This is a genomic window from Mycolicibacterium sp. TUM20985, from assembly GCF_030295745.1.
Lineage (GTDB): Bacteria > Actinomycetota > Actinomycetes > Mycobacteriales > Mycobacteriaceae > Mycobacterium.
Map to the genome: position 1 here is coordinate 4071515 of NZ_AP027291.1, position 23167 is coordinate 4094681.

Sequence of the window (23167 nt, forward strand, 5' to 3'; positions counted from 1 at the left end):
TCCGCCCGCCGCGTGCAGGTGGTCCAGGTAGTAGCGGACCAGATCCTGCTCCCAAGCCCTTCGGTCCTCCACCGTCAGCGGTCGCGATGGTGTAGGCCACGTCGCGTCCCCAATGACCACGCGATGCACATTGCCAGTCACTCAGTCCCATGTCGCCGGTCTCGACGATGTACCAGTTCTTCAGGTGGACATCGCCGTGAGGGGGACCCGTTTGGTGGTCCAGTCGCTATGCGACTTGGGGTTGGTGGGTCGTGGTCCACTGTAGAGCGAACTCGGCTGGAGTGCGTTCGCCGTGGGCGGAGTGCGGCCTGTTGGCGTTGTAGTCGCAGCGCCAATCTTCGATGATCACGCGAGCCTCCAGCAGCGAGTAGAAGCGCCACGAGTTGAGCAGTTCATCACGTAGCCGACCGTTGAACGATTCGATCCAGGCGTTCTGCCACGGCGAACCGGGATCGATGAAAAGCGAACCGGCACCGTTGAATCGGCACCAATCACTGACCGCGTGCGCCACGAACTCGGGACCGTTGTCGAAGCGCACGTAGTAGGGCGCCCCGTGGGCGAGGACCAGGCGATCCAAGACCTCGACGACACCGTCGGCGTCGATGGAGCGGTCGACTTCGATCGCGAGCGCTTCGCGGGTGAACTCGTCGATCACGTTCAACATCTTCATGGTGCGGCCATCGGCGGTGGTATCGAACTGAAAGTCCATCGCCCAGATCACATTCGGACGGATCGGTGACATCGCGCCCACGGCGACACCGATACCGGTCAGACGCTTCTTCTTGCGGCGTTGCGGGACCCGCAGACCCTCCTCACGCCACAGACGACGGATTCTCTTGTTGTTGACCTGCCAGCCAGCTCGGCGGGCCATCTTGGCTGCGCGCCGCCACCCCCAGCGAGGCCGGTCGGTGGAAAACCGGCGCAGCCAGGCACGTAACTCGGCCTCCTCCTCGGTGATCGGCGGTGGCGTCAGGCGCATCGTGGAGCGGTGGATGCCCACCACCGTGCACGCTCGGCGTTCGGATACCCCGAACCGGTCGCGCAGCACCTGGACGGCGCGGCGCTTGCGGTTCGGGGTTAGAAGTTTCCCGCCGAAAGGTCCTTGAGCATGTCAATGTCGAGGGCCTGGTTGGCGACCAGCTTCTTCAACCGGGAGTTCTCCGACTCGAGTTCTTTGAGCCGTTTGGCCTCGTTCGCCTTCATGCCGCCGTACTGGGCAAGCCAGCGATGCCACGTCGACTCAGCGATCTCCAGATGCCGGCACACCTCGTCGAGTGCCTGACCGCCGGCGAGGAGCTTGTGGCCCTCGGCGAGCTTGCGAATGATCTGATCCGGCGTATGCCGCCGGCGCTTGTTCGATGCCATGTCGTCGTCGATTCTTCCTGCCCGAACACTCGGGCAACAGAGTCGCACAACAACTGGACCACTACGACGGGCTCACCTCAGCCGTGCGCCAGCGTCGGGGGCAGGGTCTGGTGGCGCTCGACAGAAGCCAGTGTCGCGGGCCAAATGTCTGCCTTGCGCCGATAGAGGGCCGGTGGCACTAGGTGCTCTGCGTCCAGAAAGCTTTGCTCGGAACCTTCCTTCACTCGAATGCCATCGTGTTGGCGAAATACTCAGGCCAGGTGGTGAACTGAGCGAGGTGTTCCCTGATCGCCGGGCTTGCATAGCACTTGCCATGCACTTCGGCAAGCACCGCCATCTGGCTCTCGGCGAGCTGCCGAGTCATCTGCGTCTCGTGCGAGCAGAACTCGATTTCGCCTGCAGACAGATCGCCAAGAACGATCATCGAGTTGAAGGTTTGTGGATCGAGGCGGGCAAAGTAGTTCTGCGGTGCCTCGAGGTTCAGCAGCGGTCGGACGCTGTTGTAAAAGGCGGCCTCGGTGTGCGCAGCACCCGACAGGCCGAGCATGATGCGGTTGGACAGACCGTGGCTGGCTTTACAGAAGAGCGCGGTCGGCAAGCCGGCGACCTGCCCAGCGGTGTTGTATTCGACACTGATCTTGCGGCGGTTCGAAGACCCATCATCCGGCGCATCCAGCCGATGCCCGACGACTTCGGCACCTGGAATCGAGTCGCACAGTACGTCGGTCAACCAGTCATCTGTGATGGCGTCATAGGACACCGGTAGTTCCGAGCGCCGAGAGACCTTTGCCGGCCCGTTCAGCTGATCCGATTCATAGGCCGCCGCGATGCGCTCCAATGTGTTTAGTTCAGTCATGCCACCTTCTCCTTGCCATGAATCGCATCACCTGTCCACGGGAGGGCCGACAGTTCGAGTCAACGCGCGACAGTTTCCCTGAATAAAGAGACTACTGCACCAAAAATTCGGAGGCTAGAGGCTACCGGTGTCGCAACGTGCCCGACAACAGTACGTGGGGCTTGTGCAAGAGGATGTTTGGCAGCATTCCGTCGAATGTGGCGAACTGCTCGACCACCCCAGCCACCGCGCCGCTGAGATCCATGACATCAGGAGATGTACGACTCGATCAGCACGGTGAGCGACGCCCTCGACTCGGCGTCGTCAGTCAACGGGCTCGCGATGGCGGCGACGGCCGCGGTGCGAAGCGGCAGACCGTCGCGTACCAGTCTGGCGGTGGCGATCAGCGCGCGCGTCGACGCGACCTCCCGCAGGCCGGCGTCATCTAGGCGTCGGATGGCCTGACCCAGCCGGACGATGTCGTCGACGACTTCGCCGTCGAGCCCTGACTCCTGAACCAGGATCGTTCGTTCCAGGGCGGCGGGCGGGAAGTCCAGATCGATTCCGATCAAACGTTGCCGGGTAGACATCTTGAGGTCCTTGAGAACGCTCTGATACCCAGGGTTGTAGGACACGACTAGCTGAAACCCCGGTGCAGCGTGAAGTCGCAGGCCGCCAAGACGTTCGATGTTCAGCTCACGGCGATGGTCCGCTAGCGAGTGGACCGCGACGATCGCATCCTGTCGTGCTTCGACGATCTCGTCGAGATAACAGATCCCGCCCTCGCGAACCGCGCGGGTGAGTGGACCGTCCACCCACTCGGTGTTCGCGTCCTGCAACACGAAACGACCGAGCAGATCCGATGCGGTCATGTCCTCGTGACAGCACACGGTGAACAGCGGCACCCCGAGTGTCTTCGCCATGTGCTCGACCAGACGGGTCTTACCGCACCCCGTCGGTCCCTTCAGCATCACCGGAAGGCCGGACCGCCATGCGGCCGTGAAGATGCCGATCTCATCACCCACTGGCAGGTACTCGCCGGATTCCATTGCCGTTGCCTTCATCTCTTCGGTCACCGTTTCCATTCCGCTCTCACCGCTTGTCACACATAGGAATTGGACTTCCGACCCTTGGCCATCCAGTTCTGAATCTCGGCGCGGTTCCCCGCTGTGGCCAGGTCCCGTCTGCGCCCGTTGCTTCGAGTCATCTTCAGTGCGTCGAGCAGGAGAGGGCGCAGATGTCTGCGCGCGTCGTCGCTGTCGGCGATCACCCGGAACGGTACGTCCGACCAGATTTCCTCGTGGACCTCCGGTTCCGTCGACGACCTGATCGCCAGGCCGACGACGCCGATGCCCGCCAGCACCGCCTCCTGGATGGCCTGCCGGGTGTCAGCGCGCGCGTAGGTGTTCTCGTACCCGTCGTCGTAAGGCAGCCCGTCCCCGATGAGGACCAGAACCATGTTCTTGGCGAGCGCCTGTGATTGAAGGAGGTGGGTGCCGTGACGGAGCGCAGCGCCCAAACGAGTGAAGCCGGTCGGCGTGACCGCACGCAGGCGCCGTTTGGCCGCGTTGTCGAAGGCGTCGCCGAAACCCTTGATCCGCAAGAAGCGCACGAAATCCTTTCCGCGCGAATAGAATCCGTAGGCGGCCACGCGATCGCCCAGGTCATTCAAGCTCGCAGTGAGTTCGCCGGCGAGCTGCCTTTCCCGCTCGAAAATGGGTTGCCCGTCTGATTCCTCGTTCGTCGAACCGGTCGAGTCGAGTAGAACGAGTACGGACAGATCCCGCTTGGTCGACAGTGTCTGTTCATAGACCCGCGGCTCGGGGTTGTCCCCGAACCGGCGGCTTGTCACGTAGTCGACCAGTGCGGAGACGTCCAAGGAATCGCCGTCGGGCTGTCGGCGATGACGTTCGTGCTCGACCCCGACACGCGCCAGTGGCCCGCGCAGCCGCCCGGCACCGATGGCGACCTCCGGGGCGGCCGGCGAGTCAGGTTGCGGTGGGTCATATTCTGTTACGGCGCACCAATCCTGGCGGTAGGCGTTCTTGCCGCAGTCCCACTCCGGATACTTGACTCCGACGACCGGTGCGCCCTCGAACAACGCCCGTATCGCCTGCCGCACCTTGGTGCGTTTGGCCTTCGATCCGACGGGAGCGACCCGCTGGCCACCGACGGTGAGCTCGATGCCGCCGTCTCCCTCCTTGTCTTCCGAGCGGCCCATCCCGAGGATCTTCTTGATGGCGTCGGACAGCGGACTCGACAACGGGCTCGAGAACATCTCCATGATCTTCGAGCGCTCCGAGTCCGCCTCATCTTCTTCGGACAGTTCATCGTCTTGCTCGTCGGCAAGTACCTCGGAGTCGAGATCGGCGTCGGTGGGTTCCTCGCCTGCGCTGAACCCGCCGGCCCGCAGCAGCCGAATCAGCTTGAGGGTGCCCACCCACGTCGGCAGCGGAGGAACCGTCGCACCGCCAATTGCCCGCTTGAGCGATTCGTCACCGTTGCGCGTAAGCGGCCGATCGGACACGCTGCGGACCCGCCTCACGGTGGCCGGCGGCAGTACGTTGTTGGGGTCCAACGCAATACGGATGACTTCTAGCGACAGGAAGCGTTCAGCCACATTCCGGCGGTACCGGGAGAGCCGCAACAACCGGTCCTTCGACAGTGAGTCGGCAGCCAGCAGCGCCGCGTGCACCGCGACCGCGTCGCGCATGTCGTCGGCGCGCGCGTCCCGGTCGACGTAGATCGCATTACCGTCGGTATAGGCAGGTCCGCCGTCGACCCCCACCACCGGGAGCCGCCGCGACGTGATGGCCGAGGCCAAGATCGTGAACCGACTTGGCGACGCCTGCGGCGGATCAATGTCGCGTTCCATCGTCTCATTAGAACCGGCCGTGCAAACCGCCGAGTGGGCGGCCAGTCCGGACGGCCTCTCGGCCGGTGGCCGATCGATTCGCAACATCAACGAATCCCGCCGATTGACAGTCGATTCGCCGCGCCGACACTGCGGTTCGGCGCGATCATCGGTCGTGTCGTGGCGGCAGGAGATGCCGTGTCGTGGACATCCCGGCCTGCGCCACCCTTCGCGCCGCCCGTTGACGTCGGGTGGATCTTCGTTTGACCGTCACGCCTGCCTCGGCGGATTGGTCCCGGGGGCGACCATTCTCCGGATCCAAGGTGAAGTCAATCAACAGGGCGCCGAGGCGCACCGGCGTCTCGACCATCGGGCAGTGTCCGACCCGAGCCATCGACACCAGCCGTGCGTCCGGAATCCTCGACGTCAGCGACAGGGCCGACGACATCGGCAGAATCCGGTCGCGCGCGCCCCAAACCACCAGCGTCGGGCAGCGCACGTGCTCTGGTGTTGCCCGGTTCACCGCTGCCCCAGCCGATTCCACCGCGGCAATGAACCCGTGGGCCGCCATCCGCGGGATGATCTGCATGGCGAGCGGGCCGCTCAACGTACGCGGATCGTGGACGGCGACCGCGAACATCGCCGCCCGCAAGCCGGAATTTCGGGCGACGGCGACGGGCACCCACGGCTGGGAAAACGTCGTGGCGAAGGCTCGGAAGGCCGCTAGGAGCGCGCGTAGACGGTGTGGCCCGATGGCGGCGCCACCTGCGTCGACGAGAGCTAGCGCCGACACCCGATCGGGTCGGTCACACGCGGCCTGCAGTGCGACCAGCCCGCCCATCGAGTGCCCGACGAGAGTGGCCCGGGCCAGGCCCAGATGATCGAGGAGTTCGATGACGGTCGCGACGTGCTCAGCGAAGACGTCGGGGCCGCCCTGGACAGGCTCGGACTCGCCGAACCCGGGCAGGTCGATCGCGATGACCCGAGCCTGCTCCGCCATCGCCGGCAAGACGCGCAACCACCACTGCCAGCAGCCACCCAAGCCATGGACCAGCACGGTTGCCGGACCACTGCCAATATCGACGAACCGGACGCGTCGCCCGCGCACCATGGCGTCGCGGGTGTACGTCGACCAGTCCAGGGCTCTCCATTCGTGATCGGATGGCACTGGACGGGCTTCCCCATCTGTCTTGCCTGACATGCTTTATGTACCTGCTCCCGGGATCTGGCCAGGGCGGCGTTCGCGAGCATCTCCCAGTCCTTCTGAGATGGCTGCGCAGCTGGTTGACTCTTCGTCCCCAACACGGGACCTTGATTTGTGAGCCTGCGCGTTCCATAATATCAGCGCGGCTGCTCCCGGTCAATCTCCTGCTGACGAAAGCACTTTGCGACCTCGAGTTGCACGGCTTGAGCGTCAGGCCACGCCCGCACAGGGACGGAACATGGAAACTAAACGCAGCGACATTGCAATGACCCATTTGCCCACTCAATCCGAGTCGCAGGTAGCAAAACGCGCGGCGTCGTTTCACGAGCGGGTACTCGACGCGGTGCGGTGTGGCAGGTTGCCACGCACGAAACATGATCGTGAACAAAGATTTTCGGAGCCAGCGCGGCGTGATTCGGCCCGATATGAGCAGTGACGAGTTGCGGGCAGACCTGCAACGCTGGGGACGCGAGCCGGCATTGTCGGAGCTCGACGCCTTGATGTGGCGGACCGACCGACACCCGTCGGGCGCGTGGTCGGGTGTGGTGGTTCAGCTTCTGGACAGGGTGCCGGACTGGGAGCGCCTCCGCGCCGCGCACGAATGGTTCGTCCAAATCGTCCCGCGGTTTGCGCAACGGGTAGTCGACCCCGCCCTACCCGTCGGGCCGCCCATGTGGGAGGACGACCCCTGCTTCGACCTTGACTTTCATCTACGCCGCGTGTCGCTTCCCACCCCGGGCACCCACCGTCAGCTCATGGAGCTGGCGCAGACCATCGCCCTCACCCCACTGGACCGTTCTCGACCGCCATGGGAAGGGCACTTGGTGGAGGGACTTGCCAACGGCGGTGCGGCCTATGTCATGCACGCGCATCACGTCTTCATGGATGGGCTTGCTCTGGCGCAGCTGCATGAACGGGTTCTCAACGTCACTCGCGAGCACCAGCCGAGCAAACTCATCCCTCCGCACACGCCAACGCATCGGGGGCCGATGGGGGTGGCGGCGCTCCAGATATCGAAGCAAATCGCCGGTACCCCAGGGGCATTGCGGGAGGGTGGTCGCATGGTCACCCGGGCCGCGCGCGACCTCCGAGCAACCGGCAGCTATATGGCGTCGTTGGCACGTGTTGCGGCTCCCCCGCCGGCAAATCCGTCGCAAATCCTGCGGGGCGGCTCACAGCGGAAGTGGCGTTTCGAGACGTTGGAATGCGAATTCGGCGATCTGCGCCGTGCATCGAAGTCGGCTGGGGGGTCGCTGAACGATGCCTTCGTGTGCGCATTGCTCGGCGGTCTCCGGCGCTACTGTGCGGCGCAGGGTGAAGAGCTCGAGGACGTTCCCATCTCCATGCCGGTCGCGATGCGAACGGCTGACCAGGCCACGGGCGGCAACCAGTTCGCCGCGGCCTACCTTCTCGTGCCATCCGGAATCGCAGATCCCCGAGAACGCATCCGCGCGATGCACAAGCGGGTGGACCGGATCCGTTCGGAACCCGCCCTCAATTTCCTGGGGGTCATCACCCCGATTCTGAATCGCACACCTTCCCGGCTGGCGGCTGCGATCCTCGGATCGGTTGGTGGCGCGGTGCTGACCACCAGCTCATGGCCGGGGATCAGTGAGGACCGGTACATGGCCGGCGCGAGGTTCGATCGCATGTTCGTGTTCGCGCCGTTGCCGGGCACGGTCCTCACCGCGGCAATGTGCACCCACCGCGGTGTGTGCTGCATCGCGATGAATGCCGACGGCGACGTGTTCGAGGATTTGGATCTGCTCTGGAAATCGATGCAAGAGGGGCTCGACGAAATCCTTGCACTCGGCTGAGTGGTCCGTTTCTGATCTTCCGATCACTTCTGATTTATGAATCGCTACTCTTGTTAGGATCCCTTGAATGACAGAACACGGCAGAACGGCCGTCATCGGAGCCGGCATCGCCGGTCTCAGCGCAGCTCGCAGGATTGCCCAGGCCGGCGGCAGGCCGGTCGTGTTCGAAGCAGCGGACTATGCCGGCGGCCGGATCAAGACGGTGCGCCGGGGAGACTTCACCTTCGACACGGGTGCGTTCATCTACCTGGGCAGCTATGAAGAGTCCACCCAGACGATGCGCGAGGTCGGGCTCGGTCCGCAGATGCACAAGTTCGACGCCTTCGGTGCGATGCCACGCAATGGCACGCTCAACTACTTCGACCTAACCAAGCCGCTCAAGCTGCTGGGCACCCCGTACCTGTCGACCAGGAGCAGGCTCAAGCTGGCGAAGTTGATGCTGTTGTTGCGCAAGCACTGGAAAGACCTGAACTATGTCGACGCCGCCGGGATCGCCGCCGTCGACAACGATACCGTGTCCAGCTACTGCCAGCGCGAGCTCAACCAGGAGATCCTCGATTACGTTGCGGCCGTTGTCATCCGCGGTCCGTGGCTCAGCGACCCGTCGTACGCCTCGGTCGGCCAACTTCTCTGGACGCTGAAGAACTTCTTCAAGCCGTACTTCTACGGCCTGGACGACGGAATGGACGCATTGCCCAGGGCCATCGCCGCCGGCCTCGACGACGTCCGGCTGGCCACCCCGGTCTCGAACGTGACCGACGCCGGTGACCGGGTGGAGGTCACCTTCACCGAGAACGGCACGGAGCGCACCGAGCAGTTCGACAATGCCGTACTCACCACCACCACCGATGTGGCGCTGCGCATCTATCCGCAGCTGGCCGGTTTCGCGCGTGAGTACTACGAGAACACCGAGTACATCTGCAGCGTCAACTGCCATATCGCGCTGTCGCAGCGGCCGTCGAATCCAGCCACCTACATCATGTGCTCCCCCACGGAGCAACCCGATCTGTGTGGCGTGATCGTCGACCATCTCAAGGCCAACAACCGCTGCCCGGACGACAAGGGCATGTTCACCACGTTCTGCCGGCACGAATGGTGCCTGGACAACCTCGACACTCCTGACGAGAAGGTGATCGAGGCCGTGCTCGGCTTCGTCAAGCCCTACTACGGCGACCTCACCTCACAGGTCGAGGACTACGAGATTGGTCGCTGGCGCAACGTCGTGCCGATCATGAAGCAGGGCCGTTTCAAAGCCGTCGACCGCTTCATGCGCAATACCGACCCGTCCGCACGTGTCCAGCTGGCCGGCGACCTCGGCCCGATACCCGGTGTCAACGGAGCACTGGTCTCCGGCGTGGCCGCCGGTGACCGGATCCTCGGCGAACGCGCCATGGTCTCCATGCGATGAGCAGCGTTGCTCCGGTAATCGGGGCGCGGCGCGTATCGGACACTCAGCGCCCAGTACCCCCGGTGAAAAGGTGGGCGGCGCTTCGTGCGGCGATCCTCGCGTTCCAAGCGTTCGTGCTGATCCGCTGATCACCGGCCCCTACTTCACCCGCGTCGACCCAGGGCCCAACCCGCTGCCGGGCTAAATGAAAACCGCCTTGACGTTCTGGCAGGGTCGTCCTCCCAATCGCGCGCCTGGTGCTTGCGTACTGGTTCGTCGTCCGACCAACGCGACGTGAGCGTCGGGTGGGGCTCGATGGTCTAACTGACCACCGCGTTTCTGAATCTGTCGTTCCACGATCCGCTCAGCCAACATATGTCGGCCACTGGTACGGCAATAGCGCCCAGCAGGTCAACATGGGCTCATGGGTGCAGAGCCTGCCGGGCGTTTGGCGCCGGGCACGCCCATCATCAGGTCGCCTACCCCCCTGTTGATCGGTCCGAACGCCTACGTCGTGCTGTTCGTGCTCGCCACGTTCATGGGTGCGGCGATTACGCGCCGCGCGAAAGCGCGGTGGCCCGGCATCAGTCGTATGGATCGCTGCCCGAAGTCGGCTATGCCGCACCTTCGTAACGACAAGCAGAACGGCGGCGCCGGGGTGGGTGACTTGGAGACGAAGTATCCGGCGCAGTTTTCGTCCCGCTGCAGTTAGTCGGCGCTAGGTGCTTCGGCCTTCTCGTCAGCCGCAGCCCGGCGCACCGACTGCGGGGCGTGCTCCGGATGCCACCCCGCCATCCCCAACAGCATCTCCGCGCACGTCAGATCCGCGCCATGAGGCAGCCGACCGTCGACGATGCCGCGGATCACCTCGAACGTGCCTGCGAAACACATCGTCAGCGTGGTCTCGATGTCGTCGATCACAAGCGCGCCTCCGGCCACGCCGCGCTCCAACAACGACGCGGCCTGTGGCCTGATGATGCGCTCGAACCGCGCCTCGGCCTGCTCGACGTTCACCAGCAGCCGGGCTAGGTCGGGTCGTCATAGGCGATGCGCACGATCCCGCTGGCCGAGGCGACCAGCGCCTCACCAGGATCGGCGAAGGCCCCGATTGCGCGATCGCCTCGGCGACCCCAAAGATCGCCTCGGCCACCACCGCCTCCGGCCTCGGTCTTGAACTGGTTGTAGAACGTACCGAACGCGACGTCAGCGCGGTCAGTCACATCGCTGACCCGAAGAGCGTCGAGTCCACGCTCGGCAATGAGCTGCCGTGCCGCGGCGATCACGCTGCGCGGGTGCGCTTGCCTGCACGCACTGCGAGACACCACAGTGGTCGCGTCCATCGCCGTGAACCAAGCGTATAGAGGATCGTCGTTCAGTCCGTGTTCGTCCGCAGCGGGTCTCCAACGCCTCCGACGGACCGGGCCTCTCTGAGACGCTGGAGTTCGATCGCCTGGTCGGCGACGATGCGCCGCAGCGCCTTGTTCTCTGCGTCCAATTCTTTTGGTCGTTCGTCCGCGGCGGCCACGTCGATGATCGGACCGGCCAGGCCATTGGCGACGAACGACCTCACCGCCTCGGCGGTAGCCGCGCTGTCTGCAGGCCCCAGCACGCCGGGACTCTCCCGATAAGTCGCGTCGAGCGTCAGAAGGAAGACGATTCCAATCACCGCCCTGGACAGGAATGCGGCGCTCAACCCGGTACTCGGAAGGCCGTTGAGGGAGGCCGCCAGTTTGGCCTCGTACCGGTCCAACAACGGCATGATCTTGTCGTTGTAGAACCGGCGACCGTCCTCGGAATCGCTGAACAACGCAACCCCCAGAAGTGGCAGCACCTCGGTCATCGTTGCCAGAAACGACTCGTAGAACTTCTGACTTCCCGGTCCGTCGCGATCAAGCAGGCGGTCGGCACCATCGACGATGCCTTCGACGAACGCGGTCACCGGTTCAACCACCGCGACCTCGAATAATTCCTGCTTGGACGCGAAGTGGCGGTAGAGCATGCTCTCGGCGATTCCGGCGGCGTCGGCGATGTTCGACGTCCTCGCGCCCCCCAGCCCATTAGCGGCGAACACCGTCTGTGCTGCGGCGATGATCTCCTCGCGGCGTTGGGCCCCAGTGAGCCGTGCGCGCCTGGCGCGGGGTGGTGCTCCGGCAGCCCGCTCTATCGTCAAGCCATCACCTCTACTGTCCCCTGCACCTTAATCCGTCTCCGCCAGGCGTCGGTAGTGTGAATATCCACTTACCTATTGTCAGCAAACGCTCACTTTGAGTAGGGTTCATCACAACTCGTTCGAGGGAGTTGAGCATATGGCGCAGGCGTTTCGGCAATCGGTGGAGAGTCCACCGCGGGTGGAGATGTCGGGGCGAGCGCTGAGCGCTGATGCGCGTCGACCCTCCCCGGTGCCTGTGGTCATGGTCTGGGCGACGGTGGGCGCGGCGTTGCTGAGCTTCGAGGTGTTCGTGCTGCTGCGCTGGATCCTCGGCGCGAACTTCGCGCCCACGAGTCCGGGAACGGCTCAGATCAGCGGTGGGCAGCAGGCCCTGTTCCTTGTGCTGCAAATCGTGCTGCCGATCGCGGCGGTGGCGGGGATCTGGTTCTGGGTAATCAGGCCCTGGCGGCGGGAGGGCCGGCTCACCACGGACGGAATGCTCGCGTTGTCGGGGGCGATGATCTTCTTCTGGGACATGTGCATGAACTTCACCTCGGTGACGCTGCTATACAACTCCGGAATGGTGAACTTCGGGGCGTGGGCCACCGGGTCGTGGCCGGGGTGGATCAGTCCGCACGCAAACCGCTTGCCCGAGCCGATCTTCGTGACGATGCCCGGGTACACCGCGCTGGTCTTCTCCCAGGTGATGCTGATTCTGTTCGTGATGCGCAAGATCAAGGCGAAGCGACCCATGCTCTCACCGCTGGCGGTATGGCCGATCCTGTTCCTCGGCCTCACCCTGATCGACACGATAATCGAATCTGCCTTGTTGCGGATGGGCATATACGCCTACCCCGGTGGCATCCGCTGGCTCACCCTGTATTCCGGTGAGACCTATCAGCTGCCGATGACCGAGCCGGTTTTTTTCGCTGGGTTCGCCCTCGGGGCTATCGCGGCGTTGAGCTACTTCCGTGATGACCGCGGCCAGACCGTCGTCGAACGCGGCATCGACACCCTGCGGGCCGGGCCGACCAAGCGTCAATGGATCAAGTTCCTGGCTATCTTTGGCGCGGTGCACGCGGCATTCGCCATCTTCTACTTCATCCCAAACCAGTTCGTCGCGTTGCACTCCGGGGAATTCCCCAGCGGCTACCCGTCGAACATGATCAACGGTATGTGCGCCTACCCAGGCCAGTCCCACGCCACCGCCACCGCCACTGGTGAAACACTCAACCCCTGCGCAGGCCCCGGCGTCCCCATCCCGCGGCCGTAGCGGGCTGGCCGGCGAGCGAGTTAAAGCATGTCGATAAGCACACGCAGACCCGTTGACCGCCCCGCGGCCGTGGAGGCGAACTCCGCGAAACTGTGGGTTCTCAACGGGGCGCTGTGGCTCGGACTAATGGTTTATGTGTGGACCGCCTGGGTGGTCAGCGGCGACTTCAAGACCAATACGCGAGGTCGCGGGCAGGAACCGGGCTGGTATATCACCCTGATCCATACCTGGGAAATCTTCGCCGTAGTCGTTTCGTTGTTGATCCTGTGGTGGTTCGTAGTCCGCCAGATCATCAAGACGGGCAGGCTGACGTTCGACGGCCTGTTCTTCCTAGCCTGTGCCACCCTGTGCTTTCAGGAGCCGTGGATCAACTGGAACAGCGTCCAATTCCTCTATAGCACAACGTCAATCAACTTTGGTAGCTGGACCAGTCACATACCCGGCTGGTCAAGTCCCAACAGCGAATTGGTGCCTCTGTCGCTATGGGCACTTTCCGCTTACTTCTGGCTCGTCGGCGTACCGGCTTATGTGGGTTCGCGTTTCATGGGTTGGCTACGTCGTCGCGACTCGTCGATCTCTGCGCTGCGCATCGTGATCTACGCTTATCTTGCATTCTGCGTCTTTGACCTGATCCTGGAGAGCTTCGTCACCAGAACGCAGTTGTTCAACTACGGCAGTGTGGTTCCAGAGCTGAGCCTATGGGCCGGCACCGATCATCAGTTCCCGATCTATGAAACCATCAGTTGGGCCGGCACTTACACCGCCCTGGCCTCCCTACACTTTTTCCGTGACGACCACGGGCGGACGCTGCCCGAACGGGGCTTGGACGCGCTCAACTTGGGTTCCGGACGGCTCAGGACGTTCGCTCGCTTTCTGGCCATCATGGGCGCCTGCCAGATCGCGATGCTCGTCACCTACAACATCCCATACACCTACTGGGGCATGCACGCCGTCATGGCCCCACCGTACCTCGAGCGCGAGTGGCGCACCGCCGGGGTGTGTGGCCCCGAAACCGCGTTCAACTGTCCGGACGGCCACTCACCCGTGGCGACGATCCACAGCCCGACCAATCGGACCGGACCACGTCCATAACCTCAGCCGGCCGCGCGAGGCCGGGGATCGCAAGGGAGAAACAGTGAACGAGTCAGTGATTCGGAAGACCAATCTCTTTGGTGCCTGGTGCGGTATCGCCTACATCGTGATGCTCCTCGTGGGCTGGTGGGTCATCGGGGGGTTCTTCCCGCTGCACAAGCCGTCGGCCAGTGCCGAGGATATCCAAGCGTTCTTCTCCCACGATGTGGTCACTATCCGCCTCGGCATGGTGATCGTGATGTGGAGCGCTGCGGTCTTCATACCGTTCACCTCGACGATCGCCGACTTCGTCGCCCGGTTCGAGGGCCGCAACGGGCCGTTGACCAGGACGATGACGATGGCCGGCTATGCCAACGCAATGTTGACCTTTTATCCGCCGCTATGGTGGATCGTCTCCACCTGGCGAGTCGACGAGCGCTCGGCGGACACCACGCGTTTGCTCAACGACATCGGCTGGCTGCAGTTCATCGGCGGAATTCCGATGATGATGCCAATGTTCGCCGTGCTGGCGGTCGTGGCGTTCAATGACAAGAGCGGAAAACCGAACTTCCCGCGTTGGTTTGGCTACCAGAGCATCATGACGTTCATGCTCTTTCTGCCCGATCAGCTGCTGTTCTTCTTCAAGACCGGACCCTTCGCCTGGAACGGTGTGCTTGGATTCTGGGTGCCGCTGGCGGTCTTCTGCGGCTGGTTCATCAGCATCTTCGTGCTAATGCGCCGCGCATTGGTCGCCGAGGGGCGCATTAGCGGCAGCGAACACGCTGTTCTACCCGTCGGCTGACGACGGCACCCCCGGGGAGACGTGTGCCTCAGGAGCTCAATTCCCCCGCCTTCGACGATATGGTCACGACGTGGTAGTCGCCGGGCGCGAAGCCCCGCAACCGATCCCAGTAGTCGATGTAGGTCCACGGGCTGCTGACCACAACCCGGCCGGCATCATTGCGGTAATAGGTCGTCATGCCTTTGTGTGACCAGATGCTCCGTGACAGAGCATCGTCGAGCTCTTCGTTGTACCGGAGGAATACCTCGCGGTGGACCTCGATGGCGGGGATCTTTCTGACCAGCAGGTGCTGGATCGCCTCCATGATGTAGCGCACCTGGAACTCGATGGCGTGGATCGCACTGCCACCGTGGCCGGCATTGGTGTTGGGGCCGTTGACGATGAAGAAATTGGGAAAGTCCGGCACGGTGATGCCGAGGTAGGCCTTGGCATCGTCGACACCCCACTGCTCCCGCAGCGTCACGCCGGACGACCCGACGATCTCCATCGGCCAGAGGAATTGCAGCACCTTGAACCCAGTCGCGAGCGCGATCACGTCGGCGGGAACCTCGACGCCGGACCCAGTGACGACGGCATTGCCGCTGATGTGGTCCACCGCCTCGGTGGCGAGTGTGACGTCGTCGCGCAACAGTGTTTCGTACCACTTGTTGTCGAGCAGCGGACGCTTGCCGTATGGCGGGTACTCGGGCAAGCATGCCTCTATCAGATCGGTGCGATCACCCAGTTGCGTGTTGATGTACTTGGTGAGGAAGACCCGATGGCGGTCGTTGGTCTCGTTGATCGAGCGCTCGGGATGCGGCCACTCCGGGTCGATCTGCAACGACGAGTGCAGCCGGTCGCTGAAGTTCCAGAACGCTCGCAGCCGGTACCACTCGATGTAGAAGGGCACTTCCCGCATCACCAGGCGAAGGGATTCCGTGACGTCGCGGTGGTAATTCGGGTGCGGTAGGGCCCATTGCTTGGACCGCTGGAAGACCGTCACGTGTTGGGCGGCATCGGCGATGGTCGGCACCAACTGCATTGAACTGGCACCGGTTCCGATCACAGCGACACGCTTGCCCGTGACGTCGACGGAAGTGTCCCACGCCGCGGTGTGCATCACCGGCCCCGGAAACTCATCGAGGCCGGAAATTGGTGGAACCGACGGCCGGTTCACCATGCCAACTGCGCTGACGAGAACGTTGGCGACCAAGGTCTGAGGAATACCGTCGGAATCACGAATCTCGATGTGCCACTTGCCTTCGGCGTTGGCATAGGCAGCGCGCACGACGTCGGTGCCGAACCTTACGTAGCGCCTGATCTGAGAGTCGCTCGCAAGGCGGTTGATGTACTGATGTATTTCGTCGCGCTTGGCGAAGTAGCGGGTGATGTCTGGGTTCGGGGCGAACGAGAACGTATAGAGATGCCCTGGGGTATCAACTCCGCACCCCGGATAGACATTCTCCACCCAGGTGCCACCTAGATCGTGATCCTTCTCCAACACAATGAAGTTGATTCCGGCCGCAGCCAACTTCATCGCCATACACAGACCCGAGAGCCCTCCACCGATCACCACGACACGGAAGTCCTCGGGCACGATCTCAGCCGGAATGTCGACGTCGCGGGAGATGAAACCCATTTCCTCGGAGAGCAACTCACCGTACGCGGGCGGCACCTCTTCGACGAGGGCACAACTGAGCAATTCCGCGACCTGCTCTGGCGACGGCGTCACGGGATCGAGCCTGCCGTCGCGGAAGGCGATCACCGCCTCAAGCGCGGCAGTGCGCACCTCTGCCTGCAGATCCGCAGGCAGACCACCGGAGTCGTTGTCGTCCAGCGGGCGACCCCGACTTGGCCGGAACGGTTCGCTGATCCATTTCACATCCCCCGTGAGATGACGCAATACGAGCAGGAGCGTGGGGATGTTCGCACTCTCGAGAGCGTCGCGTAGGCGTATCGGCCAGCCGGCTGTCGCATCCGGGGCCAGCGATTCAGTGTTCGTCATGTCACCGTTCTCTCGACTGCGGGCCGGGGCCTAGAGCGTGCTGCAGATCCGCGGCGTTCGTTCGTGCCGGGGTGCTCACATTTTGATCTTAGCAGTCTCAATATAGGTTAGACAGCCGAAAGCGCGCAATGTTCCACGGGATTCGGATTGCTTTCGTGGTCGTACTCAGCGCACGGGGTCATTGAGGCATGGCAGCCGTCGCGACGGCTGCCATGCCTGGTTCGGTGTCCCCGATGAGCCCTAGCGCTTCCGTTTTCCAGCCGGCCCCTGGCGGGCTGTCGCGCTCTTCCCCACGGGCCCACTCTCCGGCTGCTGCTCCAGATGCAGCAGGCGGACAACCGAAGCCGCGATCTGCGGGGCAGTTATCGATTCAGCCGGTCGGTACCAGCGTGAGACCCAGAGAATCATGCCGAGGATCAGTCGCGTGGTGACCACTGGATCGTCCTCGTGGAGGTAGCCGTCCTTCATGCAGGCGACGACGACCTTGCGCCACATTTCCTCGAACTCGCGGCTCCAGACGTGCCAACGATTGATGACGTCCCGTGGCAGGTTGCCACCGCCGAAGAACACCGGCATGTACGCCCGCATCTCCACGGCGGCCTCGCATTGCAGCTGAATGATTTCGATCAGCTGTTGTCTGGAGTCATCGATCGCGGCAATGGCCGCCCTCACCTTGTCGGTGATCTCCCTGGTACTGCGCTCGTACAGAATCCCGAGCAGGTCCTCCTTGGTCGGCACGGTGCGATAAAGCGTGGCCCGGGATACCGAAAGCTTTTCTGCCGTATCGACGATCGAGACGGCGTCGGAGCCGCCTTCGGCGAAGAGCTCCGCCACCGCATCGGCGACCGCGTCATGACCAATCGTCAGTCGCGGCCGTCCTCGCGGGCGGGGCGGCGTATTTTCGTCAGTCGCCAACAGGCTCGCCTCTCGAAGAATCGCATGCCCCACGGCTGTCGCTCAGCATGAACGTCTCGGACGGTGACGCTTCATGCGTTCGTATCGCACATCTGAGACGCATCCGATCAGAATACCCGGTCATCAGGCGGCGTCCACGCAAGCTAGGTAAACCTTCTGTCAGCCAAACGAGTACATGACAATCAATAGGGCGAGCAGTACCACGCAGTAGCCCTCGAAGACGCCGCGCAAACCTACCGGTGCATCGCGAAGTTCCATGAAGTACAAACCAACGAGGCGGATCTTGAAGACGGCGACGACCAATATGACGATGCTCGCGGGCAGGTGGTTGCCACCCCCAAAGCCATGCGAGATGCCCATCGACCAGGACACCACCGTCAACACGCTCAGGACCGCCCAAACCAGGGTGGCATTGGTGCGCACCACAGTGTTCATCGTTCACCTCACCAGGAACAGCAATGGAAAGATGACGATCCACAGCAGGTCGACCATGTGCCAGAAGCAGCAGCCACCCTCGAAGAACGCGATGTGCGTGTTGGTCGGCGTGGGCTTGCGGGCGAGGCGCGACAACGCCAACAGGACACCTAGGCCCACCATGACGTGGGCCAGGTGCAGTCCGGTCAGCACGAAGTAGTACATGAAGAATTCGTTTGTGGCCGGCGTGATCCCGGCGGACAACTTCGCGTGGTACTCGATGACCTTGATCACGACGAAGCATGAACCGACGGCCGCGCCGGACAACGTCAGGCGATAGGTCAGGTGACGAGATCTTTCACTGCGCATCGCAATCGTGGCGAATACGATCAGCAGCGAACTGGACAGCAGCACGAGTGTATTGATTGCCCCGAGATTGCGATTGAGCCTGTCCTGCGACTCCGCGAACAGCCCGGGTTGGGCACCACGGGCATGCAGATAGACCGTGAACAGGACCGTGAACACCAGCATGTCCCCGAAGAGCAGCACCCAGACCCCAGGTTCTCCCGGGACATGACGTCGGCGGGGCGCTCGTAGCCCTTCACCGTCGCCCCGACGGTAGACACCAATCACTTCGGTCATCGGTCGCCGGCCCCTGTTGGATTAGGTCGGTAGGTGGGACACCTGCCTCTTTGAGACGCGTCGTCTCACAGTAACCGTTGGCCAACCGACCGGTCAACGGTGACAGCAGAACCAAAGGGCCCAAAACGCTGTTTTGATATAGCACGTCCCGTAATATCGGACCCGCGGCATTCCGCGGTGCATCCTGGTGGCCGTACTGGAGGTTGTGGCATGGCCAAGCGCGTTCAATTGGCTTGCGTGTGGGCGGGTCCGGCGTTCGTCTGCCTGTACGTCATCGCCTTTGTCGGCATCGCCCGGTTCGTACCACGCCCCTCTCCGTCCTGGAGCGCAGAACGCATCGTTCACCCAGGAGTCGGCCGACGTTGGCGTCGCCACCACTCAAGAGTCATCGCACCGGACGATCCATGCGACCTAGTTGGCGCGGACCGGAATGTGATCCTTCGGATGCGAATTGATCTGCGGGATGACCTGATTGGAGGTCTCCATCATCGAAGAGGTAATCAAGCCGGATGCGCGACACGTCCGTCGATCAACCTCTTGATTCGTGGGAAGACGCTGGCTTTGCCAACAGTTCTCCCATCTGCGTTGCTTCCCCGCAGGGCCGGGAGGTAGGTTCCTCGAGGTGGAAACGATCGTTCATGAAGGGGACAGATGGCCGAGCTAACGGACATCAGCACAGTGGAGAATCCGGCATGCGCTCTGGGCGATCTGCTGCGTCGGCGCGCCTTGGAGGCGCCGGACCGGCCTTTCTGCTACGTGGCCGGAAGCGGTTACACCTTTGCAGAACTCGACCGGCGGACCGATGAGATCGCCACCGGACTCGCTGCGCACGGCGTGAAGCGTGGCGACCGGGTAGCGCTCGTGATGCCGAACCGGATCGAATTCCTCGAGGCCTACTTTGGAGTGGCCAAACTCGGAGCGATTAACGTCCCGCTCAACGCTTTCCTCAAGGGCGACTTCCTCCGTCACCAACTCGCGGACTCTGAGGCGTCCGTCCTGATCGCCGACGGCCCGGGGTGCGCTGCGGTCGAACCTCTGCTTGCCGAGCTGCCGGCGATGCGACTGATCGCATACCTCGACCCAGAATTACCTTCGATCACCGGGGTCGGCAATGTCTTACCGTTCGAGGCCGTCGCCGAGCCGGGCGGTGTTCCACCAGCGGTCGACCTCACGACCGACGACACGATGTCCATCCTGTATACCTCCGGTACCACCGGATATCCGAAGGGATGCGTTCTACCGCACGGGTTTTACCTCCGCGTGGGGACGTTGTCCATCCAGGCCCTCGGGCTAGAGGCCGACGACACACTGTTCACCGCGCTGCCAATGTTCCATCTCAGCGGCGGCGTCTGGATGATCGCGTCGGCGCTAATCCGGGGCATTCCTGCGCACTTCGAACCGCAGTTCAGCGCGCGGACGTTCTTGACCAATGCGGCGAAAGCTCACGCCACCGTGGCCCTCGGGGTCGGAGCGATGTGTCACGCGTTGATGGCTACCCCGCCAGGCGCCGCCGACCACGCCCACGGTATCCGTCTGATGATGGTCGCGCCGCTGAACACCACTGTCCAGACGCAGTTCAAAGCGCGCTTCGGTATCGAGCCATGGGTTGAGGTGTACGGACAAACTGAATGCATGCCGTTGTCGTTCAACCCGGCTGCTGACGAAGGGGACCCCTCAGGATGCGGTTTTGCCGCACCTGATGTGGAGGTCGCCTTGCTCGGCGACGATCTCAAACTAGTCGCCCAGGGCGAGGTCGGCGAAATCTGTGTCAGGCCGAAGCAGAAGTACGCCATGTTCGACCAGTACTGGCAGAATCCCGAGGCCACCCTGAAGGCGTTCCGCGGACTCTGGTATCACACCGGGGATTCGGGGCGACGTCTGCCGAGTGGCCAGTTGCAGTTCGTCGACCGCAAGGCAGATGTGTTGCGCCGTAAGGGCGAGAATGTGTCCAGCTTGGAGTTGGAGGGCGCCATACGGGGCCTCCCGAAGGTCGCGGAAGTCGCCGTGATCGCGGTCCCGTCCGAAATCGGGGAGGACGAGATCAAGGCCTGCCTAGTGGTTCAACCGGGCGAAACCCTCTCTCCAGGCGAGCTGTTCGATGAGTTGCGTACCGCAGTCCCCTACTTCGCAATGCCGAGGTACGTCGAGGTCATGGACGCACTTCCGGTCAACGCGATGAACCGAGTCCTCAAACACCTCCTGAAGACGCGGTCCAACGGCGACGGCGTATGGGACTTCGCCAACTTGGGGCTGACCGTGAAGGCCGACCAACGCCGTTGAGCGTGGTTCACGGCATCTTCCGCCCGTACCGCTCGACGGCCCGGGATCCACCGACCTAGCACCGCGATCGAGGTTGCGGCCGATGAACACCAGCCGGTTGGTGCGTCGTTCGTCGGCACCCCAGGGGCGCCCGTCGGTCCCGTCGAACAGCATGTGCACACCCTGGAAGACGTGCTGGCGGGTCTGGCCGTCGATGGCGAGAATACCCTTGCTGCGGAAGATGTCGACTCCCCGGGTGCTCAACAACTCACCCAACCACGCGTTGAGCTTTTCGACGTCGAGGTCGCCGTCGATCTGAAAGCCGACCGACGTCACGGTCAGGTCGTGCTGGTGATCGGTGTCGGTCAGGAACGCCGGGTCGTCGCTGAGGACGCGCTGCAGGTCGAAGGCGCCGACGTCGAGGATCCGGTCCAGGTCGATCTTGGCGTTCTGCGCGTGGATGATCTCGGCGCCGTGGTTGATGCCGCGCAACCGACGTTCCACGGTCTCGAGATGCGCTGGGGTCACCAGATCGGTCTTGTTGAGGATCATTCGGTCGGCGAAGGCAACCTGTTCCACGGATTCGTTCTCGACGCCCTCGGGCTTGACTTCGTCGAGGTGGTCGAGCACGTGGGCGGCGTCGACGACGGTGATGATGGCGTCCAGCCGCAACTGATCGCGGATTTCGTCGTCGACGAAGAACGTCTGCGCGACGGGCGCCGGGTCGGCCAGTCCGGTGGTCTCGATGAGGATGTGGTCGAACCGGTCCCGGCGTCGCATCAAGGCTCCCAGGATGCGGATCAGATCACCACGCACGGTGCAACAGATGCAGCCGTTGTTCATCTCGAAGATCTCTTCTTCGGAATCGAGCACCAACGCGTCGTCGATCCCGATCTCGCCGAACTCGTTCTCGATCACCGCGATTCGCTTGCCGTGATACTCGGTGAGGATGCGGTTCAGCAGGGTGGTCTTGCCCGAACCCAGGAAACCGGTCAGGACGGTGACCGGCACACGGTCCTCAGTCGGCGTGGTCATGGTGATGCCCTTCGGGATAGTCGGTCAGGTGTTCTCCGAGTTCGGCCGACGAGACGTCGGCGGTCGATCTGGCGAACTTCCAGGTGCGTCGGGCGGTGCCCAGGACCGCGACCACCGTCTCCACCGGCGGGCAGCCAGGTTCGACGCAGGCCAACTGCTGCACCACCACGGTCGCCTCCGCGTCCAGTCGTAGCACCTCTGCGACAACGGCTTTCAGCGTTCGGACGTGGCCGGGGTCCGGTCGGGGTGCGGTCGACGCCGAGGATGCGCCACCGAGGTTCACGAACCCGCGCATCCCAAGCCCTTCTCGATTCGCTCCAGGTTGCCCGTCATGACCGACACGTAGTCCTGGTCCGGGCCGAGCGACCCCCGGGGGTCGAACTCGAGTGCGGACAGCAGACTGATCTGGGCGCCGATCTCATCCGCGACCGTCTTGGACAGGTCATTGGGTAGGGCATCCTCGAAGAACACCGTCTTGACGTTCCCCGCCTTGGCCACCTCGGCGATGGATTGCAGAGTCTTGGGATCGGGCTCCGCGTCCGGTGACAGGCTGGCGACGATCGGTACCTGCTTCAGGCCGTACTCGTCGGCCAGATAGCCGAACGCGGCGTGGCTGGTGACCAACTCGGTCGACTGGCACCCCACCAGACCGCGCCGGTAACTGGTGTCGAGGCCCTGCAGCTGCGTCTTGACAGCTGGCAGGTTCTCGGCCACCCGGTCGGCCAACGCCGGGGCGGCGGTGGTGATCGCCGTGGCGGCCGCATCGGCCATGGCCTGCATCTGGACCGGTGACAACCAGATGTGCGGATCCTTGTTGCCGGCCAGGGCTTCCTTGCCGAGGTCGCCCGCCGCCAACAGCGTCAGGCCCGGCGCGGTGAGCAGGTCTTCGGTCGTCACGGACGGATCGAGTTCGCCGATGGCGCGTTGGACGTCGGGCTGAAAGTCAGCGCCCAGATAGAGCACCACGTTGGCTTGGCCAAGCTCCTTCTGTCCGTTCGCATCCAACGCGAGATCGTGCGGTTCGGTACCTTCCGGGGTCAGCGAGACCACCTCCGCGTCGTCGCCGACGAGCGCGGAAGCCAGCCACTGGATGGGGTAGAAGTTCGTCACCACGACCGGGCGACCCGCACTGGGAGTCTGACCTTTGTCGCTTGCCAGGGT

At 63.3% G+C, this 23167-nt stretch carries 22 protein-coding genes and 1 pseudogene; 7 read left to right on the plus strand and 16 right to left on the minus strand.

Annotated features, from left to right (window positions below; all coding sequences use genetic code 11):
• Positions 1 to 226 precede the first annotated feature (226 nt).
• From QUE68_RS19980 to QUE68_RS20005, 6 genes are all read right to left on the minus strand, one after another.
• Positions 227 to 1365, minus strand: a protein-coding gene (locus tag QUE68_RS19980; RefSeq protein WP_286274290.1) for an IS3 family transposase whose coding sequence is annotated in 2 segments (ribosomal slippage) — positions 227 to 1095 and positions 1095 to 1365 — 1140 coding nt in all. Because the reading frame shifts where the segments join, the coding sequence is not laid out codon by codon here.
• 220 nt (positions 1366 to 1585) lie between these two features.
• Positions 1586 to 2221: a hypothetical protein gene (locus tag QUE68_RS19985; RefSeq protein ID WP_284235500.1), complete on the minus strand. Its 636-nt coding sequence runs from the start codon at positions 2219 to 2221 to the stop codon at positions 1586 to 1588.
• Between the two features lie 121 nt (positions 2222 to 2342).
• Complete coding sequence (locus tag QUE68_RS19990) at positions 2343 to 2465, minus strand: hypothetical protein (protein ID WP_284235499.1); 123 nt, start codon at positions 2463 to 2465, stop codon at positions 2343 to 2345.
• A 4-nt stretch (positions 2466 to 2469) separates the two neighbouring features.
• Positions 2470 to 3285, minus strand: coding sequence for a CbbQ/NirQ/NorQ/GpvN family protein (locus QUE68_RS19995; protein ID WP_454786490.1), 816 nt, complete (start codon positions 3283 to 3285; stop codon positions 2470 to 2472).
• A 17-nt stretch (positions 3286 to 3302) separates the two neighbouring features.
• The gene (locus tag QUE68_RS20000) at positions 3303 to 5162 is read right to left on the minus strand and encodes a nitric oxide reductase activation protein NorD (RefSeq protein ID WP_286274294.1); all 1860 of its coding nucleotides are present in this window, start codon (positions 5160 to 5162) and stop codon (positions 3303 to 3305) included.
• A gap of 58 nt (positions 5163 to 5220) precedes the next feature.
• Positions 5221 to 6222, minus strand: coding sequence for an alpha/beta fold hydrolase (locus tag QUE68_RS20005; RefSeq protein WP_284235497.1), 1002 nt, complete (start codon positions 6220 to 6222; stop codon positions 5221 to 5223).
• A gap of 536 nt (positions 6223 to 6758) precedes the next feature.
• Here QUE68_RS20005 and QUE68_RS20010 point away from each other — a divergent pair.
• The 3 genes from QUE68_RS20010 to QUE68_RS20020 all read left to right on the plus strand — a co-directional run bounded on the left by QUE68_RS20010 (position 6759) and on the right by QUE68_RS20020 (position 10174).
• The gene (locus QUE68_RS20010) at positions 6759 to 8075 is read left to right on the plus strand and encodes a wax ester/triacylglycerol synthase domain-containing protein (protein WP_286275879.1); all 1317 of its coding nucleotides are present in this window, start codon (positions 6759 to 6761) and stop codon (positions 8073 to 8075) included.
• A 67-nt stretch (positions 8076 to 8142) separates the two neighbouring features.
• On the plus strand, positions 8143 to 9483 hold the full coding sequence (locus QUE68_RS20015; protein WP_284235496.1) for a protoporphyrinogen/coproporphyrinogen oxidase: 1341 nt from the start codon (positions 8143 to 8145) through the stop codon (positions 9481 to 9483).
• A 403-nt stretch (positions 9484 to 9886) separates the two neighbouring features.
• Positions 9887 to 10174 (plus strand): hypothetical protein, encoded by a 288-nt coding sequence (locus QUE68_RS20020; RefSeq protein WP_284235495.1) that lies wholly within the window; start codon positions 9887 to 9889, stop codon positions 10172 to 10174.
• Here QUE68_RS20020 and QUE68_RS20025 read toward each other — a convergent pair.
• The 3 genes from QUE68_RS20025 to QUE68_RS20035 are packed head-to-tail and all read right to left on the minus strand — an operon-like array spanning position 10171 to position 11632.
• A complete protein-coding gene (locus QUE68_RS20025; RefSeq protein ID WP_284235494.1) occupies positions 10171 to 10476 on the minus strand; it encodes a hypothetical protein in 306 nt (101 codons plus the stop codon). The two genes, QUE68_RS20020 and QUE68_RS20025, sit on opposite strands and share 4 nt — an antisense overlap.
• Positions 10477 to 10487: 11 nt before the next feature.
• Entirely contained in the window at positions 10488 to 10802 is a 315-nt protein-coding gene (locus tag QUE68_RS20030) for a TetR/AcrR family transcriptional regulator (RefSeq protein ID WP_284235493.1), read from the minus strand.
• Positions 10803 to 10834: 32 nt separating this feature from the next.
• Positions 10835 to 11632, minus strand: coding sequence for a TetR/AcrR family transcriptional regulator (locus tag QUE68_RS20035; RefSeq protein ID WP_284235492.1), 798 nt, complete (start codon positions 11630 to 11632; stop codon positions 10835 to 10837).
• Between the two features lie 136 nt (positions 11633 to 11768).
• Between QUE68_RS20035 and QUE68_RS20040 the strand changes: the two genes are divergently transcribed.
• The 3 genes from QUE68_RS20040 to QUE68_RS20050 all read left to right on the plus strand — a co-directional run bounded on the left by QUE68_RS20040 (position 11769) and on the right by QUE68_RS20050 (position 14757).
• Complete coding sequence (locus QUE68_RS20040; protein WP_284235491.1) at positions 11769 to 12884, plus strand: spirocyclase AveC family protein; 1116 nt, start codon at positions 11769 to 11771, stop codon at positions 12882 to 12884.
• Between the two features lie 69 nt (positions 12885 to 12953).
• Positions 12954 to 13976, plus strand: a complete 1023-nt coding sequence (locus QUE68_RS20045) for a spirocyclase AveC family protein (protein ID WP_284235490.1) — start codon at positions 12954 to 12956, stop codon at positions 13974 to 13976.
• Positions 13977 to 14094: 118 nt separating this feature from the next.
• Complete coding sequence (locus tag QUE68_RS20050; protein WP_286274295.1) at positions 14095 to 14757, plus strand: hypothetical protein; 663 nt, start codon at positions 14095 to 14097, stop codon at positions 14755 to 14757.
• A gap of 28 nt (positions 14758 to 14785) precedes the next feature.
• Here QUE68_RS20050 and QUE68_RS20055 read toward each other — a convergent pair whose 3' ends face one another.
• From QUE68_RS20055 to QUE68_RS20070, 4 genes are all read right to left on the minus strand, one after another.
• On the minus strand, positions 14786 to 16741 hold the full coding sequence (locus tag QUE68_RS20055) for a flavin-containing monooxygenase (protein ID WP_284235488.1): 1956 nt from the start codon (positions 16739 to 16741) through the stop codon (positions 14786 to 14788).
• A 240-nt stretch (positions 16742 to 16981) separates the two neighbouring features.
• A complete protein-coding gene (locus QUE68_RS20060) occupies positions 16982 to 17656 on the minus strand; it encodes a TetR/AcrR family transcriptional regulator (protein ID WP_284235487.1) in 675 nt (224 codons plus the stop codon).
• A gap of 159 nt (positions 17657 to 17815) precedes the next feature.
• Positions 17816 to 18091 (minus strand): cytochrome C oxidase subunit IV family protein, encoded by a 276-nt coding sequence (locus QUE68_RS20065; protein WP_284235486.1) that lies wholly within the window; start codon positions 18089 to 18091, stop codon positions 17816 to 17818.
• A gap of 3 nt (positions 18092 to 18094) precedes the next feature.
• Positions 18095 to 18712, minus strand: a complete 618-nt coding sequence (locus QUE68_RS20070; RefSeq protein ID WP_284235485.1) for a cytochrome c oxidase subunit 3 — start codon at positions 18710 to 18712, stop codon at positions 18095 to 18097.
• Between the two features lie 651 nt (positions 18713 to 19363).
• Between QUE68_RS20070 and QUE68_RS20075 the strand changes: the two genes are divergently transcribed.
• Positions 19364 to 20992 (plus strand): AMP-binding protein, encoded by a 1629-nt coding sequence (locus tag QUE68_RS20075; RefSeq protein WP_284235484.1) that lies wholly within the window; start codon positions 19364 to 19366, stop codon positions 20990 to 20992.
• A 120-nt stretch (positions 20993 to 21112) separates the two neighbouring features.
• Here the strand turns inward: QUE68_RS20075 and QUE68_RS20080 are convergent.
• The 3 genes and pseudogenes from QUE68_RS20080 to QUE68_RS20090 all read right to left on the minus strand — a co-directional run.
• Positions 21113 to 22006 (minus strand): annotated as a pseudogene (locus QUE68_RS20080) (CobW family GTP-binding protein); the annotation flags it as partial.
• Positions 21990 to 22301, minus strand: a complete 312-nt coding sequence (locus tag QUE68_RS20085) for a hypothetical protein (RefSeq protein WP_284235483.1) — start codon at positions 22299 to 22301, stop codon at positions 21990 to 21992. The gene QUE68_RS20085 and the pseudogene QUE68_RS20080, both read right to left, overlap by 17 nt.
• Complete coding sequence (locus QUE68_RS20090) at positions 22286 to 23119, minus strand: metal ABC transporter solute-binding protein, Zn/Mn family (protein ID WP_286274296.1); 834 nt, start codon at positions 23117 to 23119, stop codon at positions 22286 to 22288. The genes QUE68_RS20085 and QUE68_RS20090 overlap by 16 nt, the downstream gene beginning before the upstream one ends.
• Positions 23120 to 23167: the final 48 nt, after the last annotated feature.